This is a genomic window from Sulfurimonas lacustris, assembly GCF_059705355.1.
In genome coordinates this window covers 1066982-1090736 of sequence record NZ_AP046125.1, presented here as the reverse complement: position 1 = coordinate 1090736, position 23755 = coordinate 1066982, and the positions used below count along the sequence as shown (strand labels likewise).

Sequence of the window (23755 nt, the reverse complement as noted above, 5' to 3'; positions counted from 1 at the left end):
GGATTATAGTATAATTCGCATAAATATCTTAGAAGGATTAACTTGCAAGCATTTGGAAAGTTTTTTACAAAATTTGACCACGAATATCTCAAAGAACACTATATCTATATCCCAAAAGAGGATGAACAAATCACGGTTGCAGAGCTTGAAGAGATGCTTAAAAACAGACGTAAAACTGTTATAGGAACTATCTTTTTATACAACCCCGCCCTTGCACCAATGGGTTACAACACAAACACAAGACTTGCATCGCAAGGGTATCCTTTTGATGAAGAGTTTTGCTCTCTTAGCCTTGAGAGCCACTTCCACCTTTTTGCTGCTGCACTCAAAGATGAAAACTACAAAGGAAAACTTGTTGAGATAAAGTATCTCTTTAGCCTCAACAGACCGGACATTGAACCAACCTCTGTTTTAGAATCCTTTGATGATGATCTGGACAAATATCCAAGCGCACAGCTTACCCGCTACGACAAAGAACTTAACTACCAAGACTATCTCAACATAAGATTAAACGGCAAGTTTGTATTTTTTGCATGGGGAAATAAGTTTGACAGACACCATAAACATATCATCGCCTATGCAAAAAACATAGCTGCGCAAGCTGTTAAACTAGGCAAAGCTATCGGCTTTATGCATGATGCGAACTATGACGCACCTGAAGCGCTAGAGATGGGACTTTTTCTCCCTGCCATTGCAACAGGAAAATTTAAAGATGTACGTGCAAACGCTTTTAAAAAGGCATTCGCATCGTTTCCTCCTACGATTATAAAAACAAACTAAATTGTTATCTCTTTAATCTCTGCGATTTTTGAGATGCTTTTGTAGATAGAAGCGACAAGTGCTTTTCTGTTGGTTCTTATAGCTTCATCTTCTGCATTTACCATCACATCGTTAAAGAACGCATCAAGTTCACCTTTTAGATCAAAGAGTGCGTCAAGCTCCTCTTCATAACTCTCATAAACACGTGTGCGTACTTCGTTATATCTTCTAAAGAGTGCCTCTTCTGCATTTTGTTCAAAAAGAGCTGGGTTTATCTCTGCAATATTTTCAAGGTCGATATCTTTAGTGATGTTTGCAACTCTTTTAAATGTTGAAAATGATTCACTAAATCCTTCGCTTTTTGCCAAGTTGTCAAGCGCTTCTATCTTTTTGGCGATTTTAAGCAGCTCTCTCTCGCCTGTCATAAGTACGGCTTCAATGATGGATGGATTTACTTTGAAGTACTGTCTAATGCGCTCAAGGAAAAAAGCTTCAAGTTTTGCAACATCAAAAGGTTCATACCCCTCAGCCAAAAGCTTGAGCATTGCGACGATATCAAAAGAAAGTTCATGCTCTTTTGTGATTCTTACAAGCCCGTTTACCGCACGGCGCAGAGCAAAAGGGTCACGTGAGCCTGTTGGAATCTGGTTGATGCTAAAGAGTGCCAAAAGCGTATCCAGCTTAAGGCTCATCGCAACTATAGCACTCATCTTTGTGGATGGAAGTGTACTCTCCTCACCATTTGGAAGATACTGCTCTTTTATGGCAGTCGCTACTGCCGCATTCTCTCCAAGGGCAGTGGCATAGTAACTTCCCATCAAACCTTGAAGCTCTGTAAACTCATAAACCATCTCGCTCATTAGGTCGGCCTTTGCAAGGCTAATGGCACGCTCCAGCTCCTCTTTCGTTGCATCTTGCGGGTTGTAAATCTCAAAAAGAGTGTGTGCGATTTTTCTCTCACGCTCTATCTTGTCCGCAACACTTCCAAGCCCTTTCATAAAGACTACTTTTTCAAGTCCCGCCGTACTCAACCCTTTTTTGAGGTCGTTGTTGTAGAAAAAGAGTGCATCTGACAAACGAGGGCGTAAAACTCTCTCATTTCCCTCTATAACCTTTGAAAAATCATCCGTAAGCGCATTGGAGACTACAACAAACTTGTTGACAAGCGCACCATCCTCAAAAACAGGGAAATATCTCTGATGCTCTTTCATGGATGTGATAATGACTTCTGGAGGGAGTTGTAAAAACTCAGCGTCAAAAGAACCCATTATGGCTGTCGGATTTTCCGTGATGGCAACAACTTCATCAAGCAAATCGGCATCGATTTCGATTTTTACCCCGTTTTTGCTCTCTAAGAGTGCAAAATCTGACAAAATCTTCTCACGTCTAGCTTCTGGAAAAAGTGTTACTCCGCCATTTTGAAGCACCTCAAAGTACTCTTTTGCTCCGCCAATAGCAGTTCTCTCAAAGTTGCTTATGCGGTGTACAAATGTACTTTTTAAAGAGCGAACCCCAAAGAGTTCCATCTCTACAAGTTCATCACCAAAAAGGACATTTACCCAGCGGATAGGACGGATAAAGCTCTCTTGCAAACTCCCCCATCGCATAGACTTTCCAAACTCTAAAGATTTTATCCACTCCTCGATGATGTTTGGAAGCAGAAGATGGGACGCTTGCCCTTTGAGTTCTCTTTTGTAGTAAAGAACCTCTTTGCCATCTTTTGTAGCTTGAGAGATTTCGCTCATCTCTACACCGCATTTTTTAGCAAAACCGAGTGCGGCAGGAGTTGGCACGCCATCTTTGTAAGCAACACTCAGCGGCGCGCCAAAAAACTCTTCACTGCTGTCATCTTGCACACTCTTAAACTCTCTATGCCAAAAAACAAGGCGGCGTGGCGTGTAGTAAAACTCAAACTCACACAAAAGAGAGTTTTTCTCTAAAATAGCAGCATATTTTGTCTCAATATTTTTTAGTTCTTTTAAAAGCGGGATTGCCGGAAGCTCTTCTACTCCGACCTCTATCAATAGCGGCTTTACCATAATGACTCTCTTATTTGTTTTTGGCGATTTTATCGCTTTTTAGCTTTAAGAGCGATTTATTATATTTCTCTTAAACAATAACTATAGACTCTCTTTTATGTTTTTAGTAAATGATTGTAAAGTTACAATGCCATACAAATTAAAAACAAAAAGGATTAAAAATGCCGACAATCAATCGTTATGTGGATATAGATACAGTTGAAAGAGAGAGTAAGAAGGATTATATAGACCGCCATTCACCGTTTATCCACTGTGCAGATAGCGCAAAAGAGGGTGAAATGTTTAGTGTGACTGTTAAGATGGGAAATGAATATACGCATCCGGATGATTTTGACCACTACATCGCAAATATGGCACTTTACAATGGTGAAACACTTTTAGCACGTGCGGATTTTGTTCCTGGAGCGTTAGCAAATATGAAAGCGCATGCGACTGTTACTTTTAACATCATTCCAACGGGAAGCAAACTTAAACTTACAGCGCAAGCGTACTGTACGAAACACGGTATCTGGGAATCAGATCCAAAAGTGGTAGAAATTACAAAATAGTCAATCTTCGCCCAAATCCTCGCAATGAAAACATTGCGAGGAACTCTTCTGCTTACTTTATCTCTTCAGCCATCGCATCAAGAACAACAAAGAGCTCTTTAGAAGCTTTTTCTGCTTCACTAAATCCTGTAACAATCTTAGACGCATTTTTGATAATACCGCCTTGGATAGCATCTGGAATCGCCCTTACTCTATCGTGTACAATTTTGTGGATTGGGTCAACCTGAGCATAAGAGGATGTTTTTGCAAATGTCTCTTTTCCATCAGAGAGATACCATTTTCCAAAACGGCAGTTCGTGTGGTCTGAAAATTTGAAATTGTGGTCATCTTTAAAGACTGCGTTATAACCGCTTAGTTTAAATGCTATGTGGTCAAGTTTTGCAAGAGTGATAAAGAGTTCGTTGGAGACTTTTTTGTTTGCAAGTTGGATATCTTTTGCGCCATCAAGCAACCCATGCAAGCTTTCGTTAAAATGGTCAAGTTTTTGTAGAGATTCAGAGACTTCACCATCCATCTGCTCTGAAAACTCTTGCATTGCAGAGCTGTTTTGCTTAAGAAGGTTGATGTTGAGCTCCACTTCATTTGTAGCTCTTTGGGTACGCTCTGCGAGTTTGCGCACTTCATCAGCAACAACCGCAAATCCACGTCCATGTTCCCCTGCACGCGCCGCTTCTATGGCTGCATTGAGTGCTAAAAGATTTGTTTGATCACTTATATCTTTGATAAGCGAGATAACATTGGATATCTCGATAACGCTGCTGTTGAGCTGATTGGAGTTTTCTCTGCTGCCTTGCATCTTTTGAGAGATGTTGTTAAGGGAGTGAACCATCTCCTCTGTAGAGTTTTTGACATCATCAACGATAAGCTCTGTTTGTGCATTTTTCTCGTTAATCTCACGAAGTGAGGACATATTTTGTACAACGCCCGTCTGAACACTTCCAACGCCCCAGACTGCCCCCTCGTTGAGTAGCTCTGTTAAAGAGAGGGTAAGTTTGTTCGCTTCAAGACGCTCTTCACTCTCTACGGAGTGCGCTTGAACCTGCTCTAAGCTTGCTTTTGCCTCTTGGATGGCTTTGTATGCTGCGTACGCTAGATGATTTGCTGATTGCTGGATAAAGCCTATCTCATCTGTTGCACAATTTGTGATTTTTTTGGAAAAGTCATTGGAAGAGACGATAGCGTCTATCTCTTGCTTAAAGCGGTCTATACGCTTTGTAAGGCTGTTGGAGATGAAAAAACTGACACCCACAACCAAAAGAACGATAAAGATACTAAAACCCACTCCAAAAATCATGCTAACCATTGCCTGTTCTTGAAGTTTGCTGATGTTTGTTTGAAGATTTTGCGCTATCTCATCTTCTACTTTTTTAAGCAAATCTATTTTTGACGTGATAGTGCCAAACCAGTGTGTAGCATCGACGCTAAAGCCGCCATTTGGCTTAGAGAGTGCAGTTTTACGCATCTGCTCTACCTCTGTAACTACCGGTGCGCTCATGGTTTGCGTGTAGAAAGATTTTAACTCCTCCGGAGCTAAGAAGAGAAATTTGCTCATAAAAAGCTCTTGCGCATTTAAAAGCCCGATAAACTTCTCATAAAAACCCTCTGCAAAGTTATCTCGTGAAAATGTCGAGGAGAGTACCGCTCGCTCTAGCCCTGCTCTCTCTTTAGAAGCAAGAAAGTTTACAAATGCGTTGATAAGGTTGTTCATCTTTGCATTTGAGCTCATCTTTGCAATCTCTTCGATAGAGGTGATAAAGTCGTTGTTTGTGTTCGTATAGTATGTAACAGGCACGCCCACCGCAACGCCAAGAGAGGAGACACCCTCACGAATCTCTTGAAGTTTTTGCATATTTTGCATCGCTTTGGTTATTTTCTCTTGAAGCTCTGCTACGTAACTCTTTGTTTTCATTGTTGCATGGTACGCCTTGAGCTCTTCATAAGCGGCATCCGTATCTTTACGAATCGCTTGAAGCTGCGGTGCAAACTTCTCTCCTTTGGAGCTAATAAAGCCGGCAGAAGCACCACGCTCTTTTTGGAGGTTGTGTACAAGAGCACTACTTTTTTGCGTATAGTAAACCATCTCTTCTATCTGCGCTAAAACTTTGACCTCTTGGTAACTTTCATAACTCCCTTTACCCAAAGAGATAAGAATAACGACAATTGGTATGATAGACATCAAAACCATTTTTAACCTAATTGAAAGGTTGTTTAACATCTTTTGTTCCTCCATTTTTTATAATTCATTTTGCTGGCTATTTTAGTATAAATTAAGTTGCTTTGTTCTTAAATCTACTCTTAATCATCAAACGTGTAGAGCATCCCCTCTGTATTTTCCGAAACATCTGTGGTTGGTGTTGCGTGTGCTATCTCTTCTTTTAAATAATTCAACTCAAGAGCAAGTCTGCTTCCGTATTCGTAACTATATTTTTTTCCAAAAGCCTCTAATTTTTTTTCAACTGCCTTACCGATTTTTTTATCTGCCAAAAATATATATCTGTTTGTCTCAAAAAGAAAAACAAAAAGCATTCTACTCTCTATCTCCTCTTCAAACTCTCTTTTGAGATACCTTGCCAACTCAGTATAGATAGTGTGCATTTTAACACCGCCATATCTATCTATAAATCTTTTTGTATTTTTTAAGCCAACACAAAAAACGAGATAGTTTTCCTCTGATCTGTTTCTTTGCACTAACGTTGCCCGTAAGAAAGCTTCTCTTTTTGGAAAATAGTCCACCTGCGTTCTAAATCTTTCACATTCAACATTGATATCATCTAAGTTGATAAATCCTACAAGGCGGTGATTTTTCTCTTGTAAATTGGATATGTTAATATTGTACTTTTTTACAATTTTTTCGCCAACATCCATGATAAGATATATCTTGTTCGTTGCTGCTTCTATCTCATCAAGTACGGTAGCATTGCTCATCGTTACAAATTTTTTTTCATCAAAAAGATAACCCAGCCTAAATCTATCGGCGTCATTTGCATCTATCTCTGTATAAAAATGCTTTCTGAAGTTACTATTTGCGTAAACAACCTTATCGCCCTCAAAATAGACCATAGGAAATGCAACACTGCCTAAAATTTTTTTTTGCAAATCCTGTTGCATTTTCAAGCGATACTCCATCAATGCTTCTCTTTTTTCTCTATAGATACCCACGGCTATTTTTGAGATATTTACAAAAAAACTATTGATGTCTATGGGTTTGGCAACAAACCTATCTATGCCTATCTCTATGAGTTCTATGAGATATTCTACGTCATTATGTGCGGATGTCACCAAAATATTTTGCTCGCTATTGAGATTTTTTATCTCTTTTGCCATCTCTATACCATCCATTACAGGCATAGAAATATCGGTAATAACGATATCTTGACGATTTTGAGTGAAATTTGCAAGTCCTAAAAATCCATTTTTTTCAACCTCTACGTCTAAAAAAATCTTCTTAAGCAGTCTTTCTACTTGAATGGATATATTTTTATCATCTTCTACATAGAGTACAGATATATTTTTGCATACTTTGCGAAGCTTGTTTATCTGTTCTTGATTCATCGCTATCTCCTTTTTGGAAGCTTTATGACAAAAAGAGCTCCCTCTTTGTCATTTGAAACACTAAGCGTGCCTTCTAAATTCTCTTCAATAATAGTTTTTGTCATATAAAGCCCTAAACCCGTACCGTTTTTCTCTTGTTTGGTTGAGAAATAGGGTGTAAATATTTTTGTTAAAAGCACCTCTGGTATGCCGCCTGCATTATCAGTAATAATAATGGTGATAGAATCTTGATCTTGTGCGCATTCTATGGATATTTTTGGTTGAGAAACTTTTTGTTCAAGTAGAGCTTCATGTGCATTGGTGACAATGTTTATAAGTGCTTGTATAAGTTCATCTTTAAGCGTACGTATCTCTATTGCGCAACAATCCTGCTGCACTTCAATAGCAATGCCGTTTTCTTTACAGATATCGTGCACTACTCCAAGCACTGCATCGATGATGGATTTTAACATTACCTTCTCCTCTTTTTTGCTCTCACTGAGAAAATTTCTAAAAATATTTATGGTATTTGAGAGATACTTCACGTGCGAATCAATGGTTTTGAGATTTTCTTTGAGCACATTTGTATCCAACTCATCCATCATCAAATCAAACTGTAAGTTGTTTGCAATCATCCCGATAGAGGTGATAGGCTGACGCCACTGATGCGCTATCATGGCAACCATCTCACCCATCGCTGCTTGACGTGATTTTATATGAAGCTCTTTTGCTATAGCCTTATAATGTGTGATATCTAAGCTTGTTGCACTATAACCTACAAGTCTGTTGCCAAGTTTGCTTCTAAGATACATCGGAGAGACAATAATGTTGACAGTGTAGAGCGTACCATCTTTTCTTTTGTTGACAAACTCCCCCTGCCACTGCTTAGAGGCTACAAGGTTATTCCACATCTCCTTATACGTTTCTTGAGGTGTTTCATGAGAGCTTAAAAGCGCATGCGTTTGTCCTAAAAGTTCTTCTCTTGTATAGCCGCTTATCTTCTCAAAAGGGTTAGAAACATAGGTAATACAACCATTTTGGTCAGTTTCACAGTAGATGATATCGTTATGTATCATCGTTTTTTTTGTAAACAGCTCTCTTCTGATAAAAAGCGCATCAACAACATAGTCGATTTTTTCTATGAGCTTGTTTGTATCTACTGGTTTTTTTAAAAAAGCATCTATGGAAAGTTCAAAAAGATTTTCTCTCTCAAGATAGTTATTTAAAGCAGTTGTAACGATTATGGGCATAAAACACCCACCTCCTCTGATGCGCCTTATCATCTCAAAACCATCCATTACAGGCATATCCAAATCAGTAATAACGATATCTATCTCATTTCCATGAGAGACTAGCAAATCCAAACCCTCTTGTCCATTATAGGCAACATATATCTTGTTAAAATAAGTTGAAATTCCACTCACCGTTACTTTAGAGAGAAATTTGCTATCTTCGACATACAAAAGGGTAAGTGGTTTTAATCGATCATATTTTTTTACATTTTCTACTTGCACGCATCCGACCTTTTCTCATCTCCGATAACCTCTTGCGGCTTTCCTATAAAATAGCCTTGGAAAGCATCTACATCAAGCAGTTTCAGCGCATCATAAATCTCTTGTGAACTTACAAATTCTGCGATAACTTCGATGTTAAGCTTATGCGCAAACTCAATGATAGTTTCTACAAAAAGGTGTACTTCATGTTTTTGAAGCATCTCTTGTATAAGTGAGCCGTCAAGTTTTATGAAATCAGGATGCAACCAAAAGATATGTGCAAAGTTGGAATAGCCACTTCCAAAATCATCTATAGCGATTTGAATGCCATAAGTTCTGAAACGCTCTATAAACTCTAAAGCAACACCTATGCTATCGAGATGTTCCGTCTCTATAATCTCAAAAATAAGTCGCGAACCGATACCCTCTTCTTTGATTTTTTGCTCTAACTCATCCATAAACTCTCTGTTTTTCATATCGATGTAGGAGAAGTTGATAGAAAAAATTTCGTTGTTGCTGTGCATCTCTTGAAGCGCTTTAAAAATAACCATTTTGGATATTTCATTGTAGTATCTGTGCTGTTTTGCTATCTCTAGAAAATAAGAAGGCGCAATGAGCTCATCCTTATCTGCACTTTTAATACGCATCAAAACCTCATATTTTACCCTTCCATCGCGCATCATTATGGGTTGATAAACCGGAACGATCATACTGTTTTCTATGCTGCTTTTCAAAAGCGCTTTGACTTCCATGATATTTTTTACACTCTCTCTGTCATCTTCTATATTTTTATAAAGCGCATAGCGTAATCCATGTTTTTTTGCATACGTCAATGCCCGATAAAGGTACTCTAAAAGATGATTATGGCTGCTTGCAACCCCCATAGTTACGCTGATTGTGACGTTATCTACACCAATAATAGTATATTTTTGTCTCTCTAGCGCTTCATAAATACTATTTGCTTCACTCTCCATCTCTTTACAGTTTGTCGGGGCTTCTTTCTTAAGAAGAACAAACTCATCGTTGGATAGTCTAAAGAGCTCGTATGAATAAGTAAGCGCCTGCGCCTTAAGAAGCTCTGCTACTTGAAAAAGCAGATGGTTACCGTGCGCGAAAGAGTAGTAGTCGTTGATGAGTTTAAAATCATTAATGTTGACTAAAATTGCCCATTTTGTGGATTTGTTATTGATATTTTCTAAAAAATATTCTTGGGTATGAAGCGAAGTGAGTGTGTCTCTATGGTGCAAATCCTCATCGGAAGTTATCACATTTTCTAAGAGCTTTTTCTTCATCTCGTCGTAGTGGTGCTTCATCATTTTATCGGCATATATATTTTTGACTACCATATACACCTTCTCAAGCATCTGCTGCATATCTACGGGCTTTGTAAGAAACCCTGAAATACCTATATTTATGAGCGTGAGTATCTCTTCAACTTCTCTATAAGCAGAGATGAGAATGATTTTTTGCTCTTTGTTGCGTGCTATGATTTTTTCACAAAGCTCTATTCCGTCCATGTGTGGCATCCTAAGGTCTGTGAAAATGAGGTCATATTGCTTTTGTGTGTACATCTCAAACGCCTCTTGCCCATCTACGGCAACATCAACGTCATCAAAAAGTTTTTTGAGCATATTGTATATCTGCTCACGAACACTTTGTTCATCCTCTACATATAAAACCGTTATCGAGCTTCCAAAGTGACGTATCTGCTTTATGAGACTTAAATCCAATGTTTAATCCTTTGTTATCTGTTTTTTATATCTTTTTGTGAAGCAACGATGTTAAGGCAACTCCCAAGCTTTGCTATCAAGAGCTTGCTATTGATGGGTTTAGCTATAAAACCAATCGCTCCTTCTTGATATGCTTTTATCTGGTTAATATCATTTCTTTCTGTCGCTGAGAGAAGTAAGACAGGAATATGTTTTGTCGATGGATTGCTCTTTATCTCTCTGGTAAACTCATAACCATCCATATCCGGCATTTGAATATCTGATAACACGATATCAACTTCCATAGTTTTCATGATTTTGAGTGCCTCTTTTGCACTCTTAAACTGGATGACACGATGTTCAAAATGCATAGAGATTATTGCATCAAGAAGTACGAGATTTGTTTCATTATCATCAACTATCAAAATAGTATATTTTTTATTCATTGGGATATCCATTTAAGATTTTACAAATAGCGCTGCTATAAAAGCAGCGAAAGCTAAAAAAGCGAGCATTATCGTAAAAAACATCATTTTTTCCTATTTTGATTCATTAAGCATTGCATCTAAGAACATGAACATCTCATGAGATGCATTTTCCATAAGTTCAAAATTACTCAAAATAGTTTGAGAATTTTTAAGCGTTGCGTTTTGTGCATCATCGCCAAGGTAAGATAAATTTTGGTTTGCATTTTTATGTACGATTTCATGCGGTGATGCTATTTGAAGATATGCCGCTGTTTGTGCAAATCTTCTCTTGCCCTCCGCACCATACCAAATACCAAGTTCACATTCATGCGTTTTTTGTTCTTGAAGCATTTTTTGCAAAGAAATAATGGAGTTATACACGCGTGATTTGTAAAGAATATGCTCTAACTTTGCAAGAACAATAAAGATGCTATTTTCCATTCCATAAGAGTAGTTCACCATTTGGAGGGAGTCTTCACTAAGCTTTACAAGCGCGTCCTCAAAGTCATTCATCTTATCTGTTGAGCGCTCTACGGTTATCTTCATGCTTTGTGAACTTGCGCTTATCTCATTCATATCTTGCTGCAAAGATTTGATAGAAATCGAAATTTCACTTGTAGCGCGATGCGTTCTCTCTGCAAGTTTTCGCACCTCATCTGCAACAACAGCAAATCCGCGTCCATGCTCACCTGCACGCGCTGCCTCGATAGCTGCATTGAGTGCCAAGAGATTTGTTTGCTCTGCGATATCGTTAATAAGCTCAATAACTGATGTGATTTCATTTGCCTGTTGCGCTATCTCTAAAACGCTGTCGTTATTGGCGTTGACTTGCTCATTGAGTGAGTTTAGTTCTCGCACAACTACTGTGATATCCTCTTTGGACTGCATGGCTGTGTTTGAAGATTTTTGCGTAGCTGATGTGATGATTTTCAAATCATCAATATTTGCTTTCAAATCTGCGATGATAAGAGATAGAGATTCGGAAACATTGACACTCTTCACGCTAATTTGCGAGTTGAAAATATCTCTTTGCGCTTTTGCATATTGCATTTTCATAAACTCTATACTTTTTCGAACATTTTGTATAGCATCCACAAATTCGCCACTCATTCCCTCTGAAGATATCTCACGCTTAAAAACACCTTGAGAAGCATCCGTGATGGCAACGTTTATCTCATGAATAAGCTTTTGTGTATGCCCTATAAGCGTAGCAAGCTCCCTTCCCATAATGCCAAGTTCGGTATCTTTGTCGTTGTCATTGTTTTGTTTATGACTAAAATCACCATTTGCAACATACCCGATAACCTCCGTAAATCCATTAATTCCAAAAATAATAGACTTTCTAATAGCAGCAGCAAGTATAAACACAAGAAGACCTACTATCACACCGACAACCAAAACAACATATTTGAAAAAGTTTATCTCTTTTCCAAGAAGCATTGAGTCGTTGTCTAGCTCTTTTGCCTTCAACTCTACGAGCTTTTGAAAAGATTCTCTTGAAGCGTTTGCAAATGGCGTAAGTTCCAAAGAGTATTTTTTGTAAAGTTTCTCTTTTTCACGAAGTATCTCCTCTTCATCAAAAGAGTCCATCATCTTTTTTGAGTTATCAAGAAAAAGCATTGTTGAGTTTTTTGCTTCTTGCAAAAGCCCAAGCGAACTCTCATGTGCCATAAGTTTTTCTAGCTCATTAAAATGAGATTCTATCTCTTTGATAGTGCTTGAGAGCTTTTTAGCGTTTTTTTCATAGTCTCCGCCGAGCATAATATCTCGTGTCAAACGACTTGTATAGTTGAGGTTTTTCTCAATTTTGAGCGTAAGCAAACCCTCCATCATAGAGTTGTGATGTAAATGGTCATACTTTTGACCTACATGGCTCATCGCCAAAAAAATTGCCAATGCAGCTAAAAAAACAAAGGTACTCACCATAATGATAAAGTAGTTCATTTTCTTATAAATACTAAGATTTTTAAACATTTTCTACCCTTTTTCTAAAATTCAAAAAAATTATAAGAAAAAAGTGTCGCGGAAGTGTCGCGATAATGAGAAAAATAGAGAAAATGAATAAAAAATTTGATTTTTGGGATAAAAATTTAAAAACTAACACTCATCATAGCTACTATATTGTTTTCATCAATACCGCCTGCTTCTGTGTTTATCCCCGCATAAGAGAGGGTAAATTTCACTGTATCATTGATAGATTTTGCAAATCCTACAGAGTAGTAGTTTCCATAATCAGAATAATCGCCATACAGAGCATCAAAAGAGACGCTTAGCGGCATCGGGACGGATAAGCTCATCTCCCATGCATTTGAAACGAGCGCATCATGTGTTTTTACACCTCTATAAAACTTCGCCCCTATTTTTGCGATTTCAAAATCTTTACTTACTCCTAGATAAACCTCTGCAAAATTAGCCTCTTTAGATGAACTCGGATAGGTATAGTACGCTACTCCTGCATCATAACCTATGCCATACATCTCAGCAGTGTAACCGCCAAACACATCAAGCTCTACAGAAGCATCAATACCCTCTATTCTTGTATTTGAAGCAGTGCTGCCTAGATAAAAATCTTTATAACCCAAAAGAACAGTCCCTTGAACCGTAGGGTCATCTTTTGTTTGTGTCATCCCTCTCCACACATAGTTGCTTGCAAGAATAACATTGCCGCTTACATTGACTTGCGACTTCTCTTGGCTACCCATTGCCAGTGTTGCAAATAACACCGCTGCTAAACTTAAATTGATTATTTTCATTTAAACCCCTTTTGTATGAATTTTAAAATCATAGTAAAAAAGTGTCGCGGAAGTGTCGCGGTGGGAGTAAAAAAGAGGAAAAAGAGGTTGTAAAAGTCTATTTAAAAAAATGCTCTACTCGCACACCTTCTTAAATGTCATAACAAACTCTGCTCCATCGCCACTGTTTTTTGCTTTTATACTGCCACAGCAACGCTCTTCGATGATGGTTTTAGACATGTACAGACCCAGTCCTGTTCCGTTAAGGTTTTGTTTGGTGGTGAAGTAGGGTTCAAATATCTTATAAAGATGCTCTTTTTCAATCCCGCCGCCATTATCGGCGATGACCACCGTGACACTTTGTGCATCTTCGAAGCTTTTTATAGTGATGGTTGGAGCGGTTCTCTTTTTTTGCATTAAAACATCTTTGGCGTTTTGTAAAATACTTAAAAAGACCTGCACAAGCTCATTTTTATGAAGAAAAAGCGGCGTTGTATCTTCAAGAGACAAACGGACATCGATACCGCTTTGTTCGAGATTTTTCCCGATGAGACCCAGTGTGTTTTCTAAACAATCATGCACACAAACATGCTCTTTTTCCTTGTTTGGCATAAAAAAAGTTCTAAAGTCATCTATGGTGCGTGAGAGGTACATCACCTGATTTTTGATAGTTTTGAGATTCTCTTCAAGGCTTGGGGCATCTAAATTATCAAGCGCGATATCAAAGAGCATATTGTCACTGCTCAGTCCGATGGTTGTGAGCGGTTGTCTCCACTGATGCGCTATCATGCTTATCATCTCCCCCATTGCCGCTTGTCTTGTGTGTTGGAGTAGAAGTTCCTCTTTTTCTCTTCTTTTTTCTATCTCCTCTTTGAGCTGAAGCTCTAGCGTCTTGTTTGAGCTTTTGAGCTTTGTCTGGCTAGAGAGTATCTCTTTTAGCTCCTCTGAGAGATTTGTACTTTTAGAGAAAAGCTCCTCTTCAAGCTCTTTTCTTTTGGAGATATCGGTATGAAATCCTACAACGCGTGAGGGTTTGCCATTTTGCCCAAAGGAGGCTTTTCCTCTATCAAGTACCCATTTATAGCTACCGTCTTTACATAAGAGGCGATGTTCAGAGATGTAGTATGCGCTTTTTTGCTCAAGGTGTTCTTGCAGTGTTCGCATAACCTCTTGCATATCTTCAGGATGGACACGTTTGGACCACTCTTCAAGGTTGTTGGCTATCTCATGCTCTTCATAGCCTAGCATCTGTTTCCATTTGGGTGAGTAAACGACTGCATTGGTTATGGGGTTCCAGTCCCACATTCCATCTTCGGTTACATCGATGGCGATATCTTGCATCAACGTTGCGATGTCGGCTTTAGCATTCCAGTTTTTCATACTTGTTGTCACAAGAGCAAGAAGTTCATCATGTCCAAAGGGTTTGCGGAGGTAAAAAACATTGCTTTGGAGTTGTCCAAGAAGCTCTGTGACAGTGTGGTCAGAGTAGGCTGTAACGATGATGATAACCATCTCTTTATCTATCTCACGTGCTTTTTTAGCAACTTCAAGACCATGCATTTGCGGCAAGCGCATATCTAAGATGGAGAGCGGCACTCTATAGCCCTGTGCGTACCAACTCTCTAATCCTTCCAGATAGAGTTTAGGCGTTGCAAATGTACGTAAATCATAAGAGACTTTTTCACTCTCTTTTTTTTCAAGTGCGTTAAAAAAACTCGCTTGTTTGACTTTTCTATCGGTTAAGATATCGTTAAAAAGCTCTAAGATGACAAGCTCATCATCAAGTGCAAATATGGTGTTGTTAAACATCGTTCTCTCCTAGTATTATGCTGGTGGTGACACCTATGTTTTGAGGGTTATTTTGCATCGTTATGGTGGCGTGGATGCTGTTTAAAAAGTTGTTGAAGGCGTGCAACCCAAGTCCATTGCCATTGTCTTTAGTGGTAAATCCAAAAGTAAAAAGCTTGTTCGTGTTCTGCAGAGCCACACCCGTGCCGTTGTCTTTGATCTCTATGACAACTCTCGCATCTCTTTTATGAAGCGTTATCTCTATGACACCGCTCTGTTTTTGCGCCGATGCAAGGATGGACTCTAGTGCATTTTTAAAAACATTGATGATGCCGCTTTGAAGTCTGTACTTAACCGTTTGGATAGAGTAATCACCCTCTGCCCTAAAAAGCACTCTTATCCCATTTTGCATACACGGTATGCGATAATCCTCGATGATATCCTCTAGCATCTCATTGAGCGAGAACCTTTGCGTAAAGCTTTTGGTGCTGTCGGTGTCGTTAAACTGATCTTGCTGGTGGCGGATGGTTTGAACGGCATGCTCTTTGATACTTGCTATCTCATCGGAAGTTGTAACTATCTCTGCGGTTATCTCATCGCTAAGAGCCGTTTTAAAGGCACGCATAAATGCAAGAAGATTCTCTTTTGCCTCCTGCCCTGCTTCGAGCGCATCTATCATCTGTATGGATTTGTCAAACCCTAGTTCACTCTTTTTAAGCGATGCAACCGTGCTTCTGAGTGAGAGGAGTTTGGCATCAAGCATGGTAAGCGAGTTGCCGACATTGTGCAGATAGCTGCTCGCACTCTCAAAAAGCCCTGCCCTATAAGCAATCTCCGCATCTTTTTCTTTCATCTTCTCACGCATTTGCGCTTGGATATACTCCTGCGTTCGTGTGTCAAGTTCTTGAGAGAGCATATTGAAGTTATGGATGAGACTATAAATCTCTTCTATCTTTGTCTCATCATTGAGAGGGTTTTGCGGTCTGTACCCAAGGTTGCTTGTAAGCTCTGAGAGGTCATTGATGGGTTTAGAGATAACTGATGCAACCTTTTTAGATTTTCTCGTGAGATACCAAAAGAAAATAACATAAAAGAGAGCCATAAATGCTAAAACCACGTAACCGATTTGCTGTGCCTGCGCTTTAAAAGCTTCAAGTTTTTGATAGATAACAGAGGTGTCAACGACTACTATCAATCGCCACCCCGTCTCAGGAATAACTTCTTGAGCCATTACGTAATTTTGATTTTTCTTTTCAAAAAAAGCAACTTTTTGTGAATTGTTAAAAAAACTATCCATAATGCTTTTAAAAGAGGTGTCTTTTGTACGGAAAATATTGTACTCCTCAGGTTTTTCTATGGTTGTTGTAACTTGCCCCTTGTATGTATGCGCTTTTAACTCTTTAAGGGCAAAAAGCTCTTCTATCTTCTTTGGCATCGCCAAAATCATCCCATCCGCATCCACCAGAAACGCACTTCCCTCCCACGGAATAGCAAGAGAGAGAACATTGCTCACGAGGGAGTCAATGGTTACATCCACCCCCGTAACTCCCTCTAAAAAATCTTTCTTATATATAGGCGTGATGTTAGATATCATCCACCCCTGCCCCGCTGGATCAAGATAGGCTGATGTCCAAACATTTTTTCTTTGTGGATTATGTGCTGCATCGGCGAGATAGTAAAAGTTGTAGCTTGTTGCATCAAGGTCTTCTCCATATTGTGCTGCAGCGTCAACCATAAAGGGGTAGAGTCTGTTGAGTTTATCGTATGTATTTATGTACGCTTGTGTGATGATGGGATTTGTATCGACAAGAGATTTCATAAGAGGGTCTAGCGCCTCAGAACACTCTACTTTTCTCTGTCGTGCTGCATTTATTTCAAAATTATTGGGAGCGTAGATAGATGCGCCGCCATTGTCTCTTTTTTTATACAAAGCACCATTGGCATGACGCCCAAAGAGAGCTTCTTTGTTAGGAAAGGAACAGACGTCATCCTCAAAAAAACGCGTATGATCCAGTCGCAAAAGCTCCAATCCTCTTGAAACCTCTTCAAACTGTGAGTTGATATTGCGTGATTCACGCACAACTATCTCGGAGAGGTTTTGCGTCGCTTCGCTTAGAAGTATCTCTTGACTTTTTTGCGTGATAAAGTAAGTCACCCCAAAATAGAGCAAAAGCAACACCACTTCGATGGTAAAGATAGGGATAAGCGTGCTTGTAAGGTAGCTTTTATAGATAAGCGTATTGAGCGATATTTTATTTTTCATGTATCCAACCATTTGGTATTAAGCCAAAATTGTATCAGGGAAGTGTCGCGAAAGTGTCGCGATGCCTCTTTTTTTTGGCTATTTTATTTTATAGCCTATGGAGTGGATGTTTTCAATAAGGTCATTAGCGAGTTTTTTACGTAGTTTATAGACAACTTTGCGAACGTTGGAGAGCTCTATATCGATGCCATGAAGAAAGAGATGGTTGATAACCTCCTCGTTAGAGAGCGTTTGGTTTAACTTTGATAAAAAAAGCTCCAAAATAAGATGCTCATGCTGTGTAAGCTTTATCGCTTCTCCATCGATAAAAAGTTCTCTTACATCTTTGTCATAAACAATATTTTCTCGCAAAGAGATTTTTTGAGAGAGATTTTTCGCATCATAAAGACCTTTGCAAACCCAAAGTATCTCATCTAAAAGAGTATTCAGCGAGATAGGCTTAAGGATAAAACGCCGCACCTCAAGGTTGATAAGCTCTAAAAGATACTGTGAGTCTTGATGTGCAGAGAAGATAAGGATAATCTGCTCCTTATCAAGCGCCCTTATCTCCTTAGTGAGCGAGACACCATCCATATTTGGCATGGCGATGTCACTTAAAATGATGTCATAACGCTCATTTTTTGCTCTTTTTTCTCTATAAAGGCGGAGTGCCTCAACTCCATCAGAAGCAACATGCACCTCCATAAAAAGAGAGGTAAAAATCTTCTCAAGACTCTTTTGCAACACCTCATAATCTTCCACTACTAAAATCCGCATATGTTTTGTGTATTTTCGTAGAGAAAGGATATGCTCTTTCATACTCTCCAAATCTGTCTCAAACATCACAAAATCCTATTTGGAGCGATGGAGGGCTCATCTATGTAAAAACCCTGCGCGTAGTCTATGCCTAAGCTCTTTACCACATCCATAACGACACTTGAGTGGACATACTCTGCCACGGTTTTGATACCAAGCTTCTTCGCAAAAGCGACGATTGTCTCTACAACTATAAGCGTATTTTTGTCCACGTCTATGTTTTGGATAAGCGAACCATCTATCTTGATGATGTCCACATTGACCCTTGCAAGATAGCTAAAGTTGGAGTAACCGCTTCCAAAATCATCTATAGCTATTTTAGCGCCGTATCTTTTTGCCTCCGAGATAAAGCGGTCAACTTTTTTATAATCCACTATCGCATCAGACTCTAAAAGCTCAAAAATCACTCTATGTGAAGCTTTTGAGTTTTTAAGTTTTTCAAGGATAAAGTGAAAAATCTCACTGCTCATAATGTCCTCTATGGAGAGGTTGATGCTAAACTCATACTCGCTCTCTTCAAACGCCGCAAAAGATTTCTCTATGATTGTTTTTGTAACGGTGTTATAAACTTTTATCTTTTTTGCTATGGGGATAAAGAGGGTTGGAGAGAGGATTTTTCCATTTTGGTCAATGAGCCTTGCCAAGCACTCATACTTTTTTATCTCAAATGTTTTTACATCGACAATCGCCTGAAAATATGGCACAAGAGAGCGCGCACCGACAGCCTCACGCACGATACCGGAGAGCTTGATGTTACGCTCATAGCTGTTTTCAAAATTCATCCTATCTTCATAAATCCAGTATTTTACCCCTTTTTCTTTGGCATATTTAAGTGCCATAGAGACATTGGAGAAGATATTTTTATTCTCTTTGTTGATGGAGGATGCCATAGTCAAATCAACATAGATACTGATACCCTGATAGTTCACTACGATATTTTTTACCTTCTCAAGAAGCACTTCAAGTATATCTTTGAGTTCATAAAAACCAACCTCTTTGTCGATGACATAGGCAAACTCATCTCCTGAGAGCTTATAAATATGCTCTTTAGAGATATGTTCTTGCAAAAATTTTGCCACCTGCTCTAAGACAAAATCACCCACGATATAGCCATAAAAATTGTTAATCGTTTGAAAGTTGTCTATGTTAAAGAGGACAAAAGCAAACTCTTTACGCTCTTGAAGATCACTTCTAAGCTTGTAGAGATTTGGGAGGTTTGTGAGGTGGTCTGTGAAGTATCTGTTTAAAAGTTTGTTTCTATATTCGCTTAGACTTGCATCTTTTTTCACGCTCTGAAGATAGAGCTCTTGGAGTATCTCGCTTTGGATGTTTTGCGCATCAACCTTTTTTTTGATGCCATACAAAGTGACCACGGTTTTTGTTTTGTCCTCATGTTTGAGCAGAACAATTTTTGCATGCGCAAAAATCTTATGAAGCTCATTTTTAAGGGTTTGGACTAAAACTGTATTGTGCATAAAAGAGCTTATATGTACAAGTAGATGCTCTGTTTCAAAACGACGTAACTGCTCTAAAATACCATCCACATCCCGTGAAGAGGTAAGTGTAAAATCTTCTATCTCTAACGTCTTGTTTTCAAAATTCACGGGCGCATCCAAAAATAGTTTGCACAATTCTATCTTAAAACCCTAAAGTAAATTTTAACCCCACTTTAAATATACTCACATCCAAACTATTTTTTTCAAAAAAGGGTGTGATTGAAATCTTTTCAGAACTTGCTGCTTTTACAAAATCTCTATCGCCTTAAAGCTGTTGGTTTTGAGTATAGTGACCCCTTTTTGGTAAATCAGATGAGTTCCAACGAAAAACCTTCCAATCTTCAAACGCTCTCAAAAGATATCGCTACCTGCCATCTGTGCGACCTGAGCAAATCACGAAGACAAAGTATGAGCGGTTTTGGCAACCCAAACGCCGATATCATGTTTATCGACTACGCTGTCTCTTTGAGTGAAGATAGTGCGAACTCCTACTACTGTGGCAGAAGCGGCGAGACTTTGACGAACATGATAGAAAATGTCCTTGGAGTAAAAACTGAGGATGTTTACTTTACCCATGCCATCAAATGCAAACCCTTAAGCTCCAACATGCCATCGACTTCGGAGTGGGACTCTTGCAAGGGGTATCTTTTTGCACAGATTGAGTTTATAAAACCTAAAGTCGTTGTGACACTAGGCAAAGATGCGTACGCCAAAGTAACATCCGAGGAAGATAATTTTCAAAGTGTACGTGGTCACGTAATCGACTGCAAGACATACAAACTTGTTCCCATCTACCACCCCAACCATCTTCTAAGAAATCCAGACGATAAAAAGGTCGCAATGCGTGATCTTTTAACCATAAAGAGTTGCCTATGATAAAACTGTTTTTTTACACTATTTTGTTCTCTATAACCCTTTTTGCAAGAAGCTCTCAGCCTTCTAACATTCCTCTTCCTGAGGTAAGTGTCCAAGATTTAGACCCCTACCCTTGCGATGCCAAGTGCCAGCAAAACTATCTTAAAAAGGGTTTGATTTTCTCCTATCTTGCTCACCAAGATGCGGATACGCAAGCAAAAATGCTCAAATCAGAGCGAATCTCTTCTGTCGTTGTAGCCAGCAACGATGAGAGCGTACAAGAAGAGAACGCGCAAGAAGAGCCACAGCAAGAGCAACTTCAAGAGCAACCCCAAATCGACACAAAAGAGGCACGTACATACTCCTCCACAAAAATCCGTATTGCTCTGCTCCTACCGCATAAAACCATAGGAAGATATGCTACTTCCACAACAAACGCCTCGTTTGCCTACCTTATGGAGAGAGGTTCGCCTTTTGAGCTTAAGAGCTACAAGATTGAAAACCAAAGCCATGAGGAGATTCAAAAAGCACTGAGTGCTATCCAAGCAGATGGCTTTGAGTATGTTATCGCTCCTTTGACACAAGCAGGAGAAAAGATTATCGCTCAAATCAACCCTGAACTCTTCATCTATTTTCCAACCATCAACAAAAAAGATACACAAACATCTCTCTCTAACTTCTACTACGGTGCCATAGATTACCGTGCGCAAATCGATATGCTTTTAGAAGAAGCGCACCCAAAACTTGTTATCTTTTGCGATGAGTCTGAGGTAGGACGCCAACTTTGTGCCTATGAAGAGGCTGCCTTTAAACAGACACATGGCGCAAATGTCACCAAATATGTTATCGCGCAAAAAGTAGCAAATCTTGATAAAGAGATAAAAAACAACTCAAAACTACGAGGAAGTTCAGTTTTTCTCAACACACCGGTTGTCAAAAGCGGTATGGTCATGTCTCAGTTGACGCTCTTTGATGCAAAAGTAACCAACATCCTCTCTGCACAAGCCAACTACAACCCACTTCTGCTCACCATGACGCAGTACCGCGATAGAAAAGAGATGATTATCGCAAACTCCATCACGCAAAACAATGACGCACTCATCGAGACAAATTCCGTTTTAGAAAACGATATTGTTTATGATTGGATCAACTACACGACAACCATCGGCGTGGACTACTTTGCATGGATGATAAGCGGTGATACACGCACCTACACTCTCCCAGTTCAAGAAAACCAGATGATTTACCCAGTGGTTCTGCTCAAGCCGGAAACATCACGCTTCATTCCATACCGCTAGTCAAAAAAAGTGAGTCTATCAAACTTTTCACTTCCGAAGTAATTTTTTGAGGTCTCCCCTCAAAAGTTACATAAACAAGCACAATACGCAATTCAAACACCTTCTTTTGCTCTTTAAAAACTCTCTGAAGAAGCTCAAAAGAAGCCCCTTTTATCTCTAAAAGCTCACTAGAAACTTCCAAAACATCCCCAAGTTTAGCACTCGCAAGATACTCCGCCATAATTTTTTTCGCCACAAAATGCCCACCCTCTAGCACAGGAGAAAATCCCTTTTGAAAAAAAACATCACTCCGAGCCCTCTCACAAAAATTGAGGTAATTAGAGTGATAAACAATCCCACCAGCGTCTGTATCTTCGTAATAGACTCTAATTTTCACCTTGTAAACCCCTATATTAAGGCACTTTGACAGCTAAGAGTTAGCCAATGTGTCAAAAATTGTGCCAAATTTCTCTAATTTCTGAAATCTTGTTGCTTCATCTTCTTGGATAAATTTTGTGTATGTTGAGAGTGTAATTGAGACATCTTTATGACCTAATGTTTTTGATACCCAAACTATATCAACACCTTGACTTATCATCTGTGAAGCAAATGTATGTCTAAGATTATACAGAACTCTCTCTTTGATTTTGTTTCGAGTGAGCAATCTTTTAAATGAAGCAGCAAGAGTATCGTGAGAAAAATATCTTTTGCCACTTCTTGTATAAAATAGATACTCTTTATCTCCAGTGAGCTTTTGTTGACTTTGTAATACTTCTAAAGTTTGAGGCAATATATCCACATATCGCATAGATGACATCGTTTTTGGTGTGCCATCTTTTCCTGCAACTCTTGTTTGCATTATTTTGATTTGCTTTTTATCAAAGAGTATATCTTGCCATCTAAGAGCAACTGCTTCACCTGGTCGCATCCCTGTAAAAAGCATCAGTTTATAAAAGTTTTTATTGTGTTCAAAAAGTTGCTTATCTTCTAAAATAAGTTTAATCTCTGCATTGTTAAAAGGCATTACATCCTCTTCTTCATCAAATAAAGTCTTTTGCTTTGATTTTTGTTTTGGAGCTTTTACTAACTGCATTGGATTTTTAACAATTATCTCATTTATAAAGGCATCTTGTAAGATGTTATAAAAGATAGAGCGATACTTTTGAGCACTTGATGGTGTAAGTGTTGTAAGCAATCTATTTTGCCAATCTTGTATATCCATAGGCTTTATGGCACTTATTTTAGTTTTTCCAAAATATGGAACAACATAGTTTTTAAAAGCTGCCATTTTTCGCTCATATACATGAGGTTTGATGTTTGGCTTATTAGAATTGATACTTTTTATTCCAAACTCTTCCACTGTCATATCTTTTGGATCATCAAACTCCTCTTCTAATGCTATATTTGCACCTGTAAGTCCAAGCATCAGTTCTGGAATAATCTCTTTTTTGATGATAAGTAAATTATCGCTATTTGCTTTTAATGAAGTGCTTCTTCTTTGTCGCTTGTTATCTATAAAGAAATCTAAATTCCAGTGACCGCTTCGCTCAATAATCCTAAATCTAACATCTTGATAGATATATTTAACAGATTTTTGCTTTTTCATTATCCTGCCCTCTTCATTTTTTCAAACATCTTTTTTGCATTTGGATTTGATAATATCACTGGTTTTTCTTCAATCTCAACCTTGAGAGGTTTTTTCATCTCTACTTGTCTTTTGATACCTGATTTTTTAAATGCAATAATTGCTTCAGGAATGAAACGAAGTTTATTTTTGCCAACCTTTTCATAATGTAATCCCTCTTCTAAAACTCCGTTTTTAATATAGTGGTTGAGTGTAGGCTCTGTAATGTCTAAAAATGTCAAAACATTTCGTTTGAGCTGTAGATTTGGCATAAACATTTGCAAAGTATCTTGTATATCTTCAAATTTTGCTAGTAATAAATCTAATTTTTGTCCGTCATACATAATCTTCCTCCTATTACTACAATACATTCATATTT

At 38.6% G+C, this 23755-nt stretch carries 19 protein-coding genes; 4 read left to right on the top strand and 15 right to left on the bottom strand.

Going from position 1 to position 23755, the window contains the following annotated elements:
* The first annotated feature begins 42 nt into the window (after positions 1 to 42).
* Positions 43 to 780: a hypothetical protein gene (locus AC6H4V_RS05730; protein WP_497607856.1), complete on the top strand. Its 738-nt coding sequence runs from the start codon at positions 43 to 45 to the stop codon at positions 778 to 780.
* Here AC6H4V_RS05730 and glyS read toward each other — a convergent pair.
* The gene (gene glyS / locus AC6H4V_RS05725; RefSeq protein ID WP_497607855.1) at positions 777 to 2798 is read right to left on the bottom strand and encodes a glycine--tRNA ligase subunit beta; all 2022 of its coding nucleotides are present in this window, start codon (positions 2796 to 2798) and stop codon (positions 777 to 779) included. The genes AC6H4V_RS05730 and glyS overlap by 4 nt on opposite strands.
* Positions 2799 to 2959: 161 nt before the next feature.
* Between glyS and AC6H4V_RS05720 the strand changes: the two genes are divergently transcribed.
* A complete protein-coding gene (locus tag AC6H4V_RS05720; protein ID WP_428729647.1) occupies positions 2960 to 3346 on the top strand; it encodes a class II SORL domain-containing protein in 387 nt (128 codons plus the stop codon).
* A gap of 52 nt (positions 3347 to 3398) precedes the next feature.
* On the opposite strand, the gene AC6H4V_RS05715 is transcribed toward AC6H4V_RS05720, so the two are convergent.
* The 11 genes from AC6H4V_RS05715 to AC6H4V_RS05665 all read right to left on the bottom strand — a co-directional run bounded on the left by AC6H4V_RS05715 (position 3399) and on the right by AC6H4V_RS05665 (position 19728).
* The gene (locus AC6H4V_RS05715; protein ID WP_497607854.1) at positions 3399 to 5561 is read right to left on the bottom strand and encodes a methyl-accepting chemotaxis protein; all 2163 of its coding nucleotides are present in this window, start codon (positions 5559 to 5561) and stop codon (positions 3399 to 3401) included.
* A gap of 80 nt (positions 5562 to 5641) precedes the next feature.
* A complete protein-coding gene (locus AC6H4V_RS05710; RefSeq protein ID WP_497607853.1) occupies positions 5642 to 6898 on the bottom strand; it encodes a response regulator transcription factor in 1257 nt (418 codons plus the stop codon).
* Positions 6899 to 6900: 2 nt separating this feature from the next.
* A complete protein-coding gene (locus tag AC6H4V_RS05705) occupies positions 6901 to 8391 on the bottom strand; it encodes an ATP-binding protein (protein WP_497607852.1) in 1491 nt (496 codons plus the stop codon).
* Entirely contained in the window at positions 8382 to 10100 is a 1719-nt protein-coding gene (locus AC6H4V_RS05700; protein WP_497607851.1) for an EAL domain-containing protein, read from the bottom strand. Before AC6H4V_RS05700 ends, AC6H4V_RS05705 begins: the two co-directional genes overlap by 10 nt.
* Before the next feature lie 14 nt (positions 10101 to 10114).
* Entirely contained in the window at positions 10115 to 10525 is a 411-nt protein-coding gene (locus AC6H4V_RS05695) for a response regulator (RefSeq protein ID WP_497607850.1), read from the bottom strand.
* A 93-nt stretch (positions 10526 to 10618) separates the two neighbouring features.
* A complete protein-coding gene (locus AC6H4V_RS05690) occupies positions 10619 to 12520 on the bottom strand; it encodes a methyl-accepting chemotaxis protein (RefSeq protein WP_497607849.1) in 1902 nt (633 codons plus the stop codon).
* Positions 12521 to 12636: 116 nt separating this feature from the next.
* Positions 12637 to 13299, bottom strand: a complete 663-nt coding sequence (locus tag AC6H4V_RS05685) for a TorF family putative porin (RefSeq protein WP_497607848.1) — start codon at positions 13297 to 13299, stop codon at positions 12637 to 12639.
* A gap of 114 nt (positions 13300 to 13413) precedes the next feature.
* Positions 13414 to 15087 (bottom strand): PAS domain-containing sensor histidine kinase, encoded by a 1674-nt coding sequence (locus AC6H4V_RS05680; protein WP_497607847.1) that lies wholly within the window; start codon positions 15085 to 15087, stop codon positions 13414 to 13416.
* Positions 15080 to 17329, bottom strand: coding sequence for an ATP-binding protein (locus AC6H4V_RS05675; RefSeq protein ID WP_497607846.1), 2250 nt, complete (start codon positions 17327 to 17329; stop codon positions 15080 to 15082). The genes AC6H4V_RS05680 and AC6H4V_RS05675 overlap by 8 nt, the downstream gene beginning before the upstream one ends.
* A 78-nt stretch (positions 17330 to 17407) precedes the next feature.
* The gene (locus AC6H4V_RS05670; RefSeq protein ID WP_497607845.1) at positions 17408 to 18151 is read right to left on the bottom strand and encodes a response regulator transcription factor; all 744 of its coding nucleotides are present in this window, start codon (positions 18149 to 18151) and stop codon (positions 17408 to 17410) included.
* The gene (locus AC6H4V_RS05665; protein ID WP_497607844.1) at positions 18151 to 19728 is read right to left on the bottom strand and encodes an EAL domain-containing protein; all 1578 of its coding nucleotides are present in this window, start codon (positions 19726 to 19728) and stop codon (positions 18151 to 18153) included. Before AC6H4V_RS05665 ends, AC6H4V_RS05670 begins: the two co-directional genes overlap by 1 nt.
* 111 nt (positions 19729 to 19839) lie before the next feature.
* Between AC6H4V_RS05665 and AC6H4V_RS05660 the strand changes: the two genes are divergently transcribed.
* Both AC6H4V_RS05660 and AC6H4V_RS05655 read left to right on the top strand, forming a co-directional pair.
* Complete coding sequence (locus AC6H4V_RS05660; RefSeq protein WP_497607843.1) at positions 19840 to 20496, top strand: uracil-DNA glycosylase; 657 nt, start codon at positions 19840 to 19842, stop codon at positions 20494 to 20496.
* Positions 20493 to 21773, top strand: a complete 1281-nt coding sequence (locus AC6H4V_RS05655) for a type 1 periplasmic-binding domain-containing protein (protein WP_497607842.1) — start codon at positions 20493 to 20495, stop codon at positions 21771 to 21773. The genes AC6H4V_RS05660 and AC6H4V_RS05655 overlap by 4 nt, the downstream gene beginning before the upstream one ends.
* Here the strand turns inward: AC6H4V_RS05655 and AC6H4V_RS05650 are convergent.
* The 3 genes from AC6H4V_RS05650 to AC6H4V_RS05640 are packed head-to-tail and all read right to left on the bottom strand — an operon-like array spanning position 21757 to position 23720.
* The gene (locus AC6H4V_RS05650) at positions 21757 to 22149 is read right to left on the bottom strand and encodes a YbgC/FadM family acyl-CoA thioesterase (RefSeq protein WP_497607841.1); all 393 of its coding nucleotides are present in this window, start codon (positions 22147 to 22149) and stop codon (positions 21757 to 21759) included. The two genes, AC6H4V_RS05655 and AC6H4V_RS05650, sit on opposite strands and share 17 nt — an antisense overlap.
* A 33-nt stretch (positions 22150 to 22182) precedes the next feature.
* A complete protein-coding gene (locus AC6H4V_RS05645) occupies positions 22183 to 23358 on the bottom strand; it encodes a tyrosine-type recombinase/integrase (protein ID WP_497607840.1) in 1176 nt (391 codons plus the stop codon).
* Positions 23358 to 23720 (bottom strand): hypothetical protein, encoded by a 363-nt coding sequence (locus AC6H4V_RS05640; protein ID WP_298752655.1) that lies wholly within the window; start codon positions 23718 to 23720, stop codon positions 23358 to 23360. The genes AC6H4V_RS05645 and AC6H4V_RS05640 overlap by 1 nt, the downstream gene beginning before the upstream one ends.
* Positions 23721 to 23755: the final 35 nt, after the last annotated feature.

Bases quoted from the DNA above. Each gene is read 5' to 3' on its own strand.
- AC6H4V_RS05680 (WP_497607847.1), bottom strand. From the start codon at position 15,087: ATGTTTAACAACACCATATTTGCACTTGATGATGAGCTTGTCATCTTA.
- AC6H4V_RS05670 (WP_497607845.1), bottom strand. From the start codon at position 18,151: ATGTTTGAGACAGATTTGGAGAGTATGAAAGAGCATATCCTTTCTCTA.
- AC6H4V_RS05690 (WP_497607849.1), bottom strand. From the start codon at position 12,520: ATGTTTAAAAATCTTAGTATTTATAAGAAAATGAACTACTTTATCATT.
- AC6H4V_RS05695 (WP_497607850.1), bottom strand. From the start codon at position 10,525: ATGAATAAAAAATATACTATTTTGATAGTTGATGATAATGAAACAAAT.
- AC6H4V_RS05655 (WP_497607842.1), top strand. From the start codon at position 20,493: ATGATAAAACTGTTTTTTTACACTATTTTGTTCTCTATAACCCTTTTT.
- AC6H4V_RS05685 (WP_497607848.1), bottom strand. From the start codon at position 13,299: ATGAAAATAATCAATTTAAGTTTAGCAGCGGTGTTATTTGCAACACTG.
- AC6H4V_RS05710 (WP_497607853.1), bottom strand. From the start codon at position 6,898: ATGAATCAAGAACAGATAAACAAGCTTCGCAAAGTATGCAAAAATATA.
- AC6H4V_RS05645 (WP_497607840.1), bottom strand. From the start codon at position 23,358: ATGAAAAAGCAAAAATCTGTTAAATATATCTATCAAGATGTTAGATTT.
- glyS (WP_497607855.1), bottom strand. From the start codon at position 2,798: ATGGTAAAGCCGCTATTGATAGAGGTCGGAGTAGAAGAGCTTCCGGCA.
- AC6H4V_RS05720 (WP_428729647.1), top strand. From the start codon at position 2,960: ATGCCGACAATCAATCGTTATGTGGATATAGATACAGTTGAAAGAGAG.
- AC6H4V_RS05715 (WP_497607854.1), bottom strand. From the start codon at position 5,561: ATGTTAAACAACCTTTCAATTAGGTTAAAAATGGTTTTGATGTCTATC.
- AC6H4V_RS05675 (WP_497607846.1), bottom strand. From the start codon at position 17,329: ATGAAAAATAAAATATCGCTCAATACGCTTATCTATAAAAGCTACCTT.
- AC6H4V_RS05640 (WP_298752655.1), bottom strand. From the start codon at position 23,720: ATGTATGACGGACAAAAATTAGATTTATTACTAGCAAAATTTGAAGAT.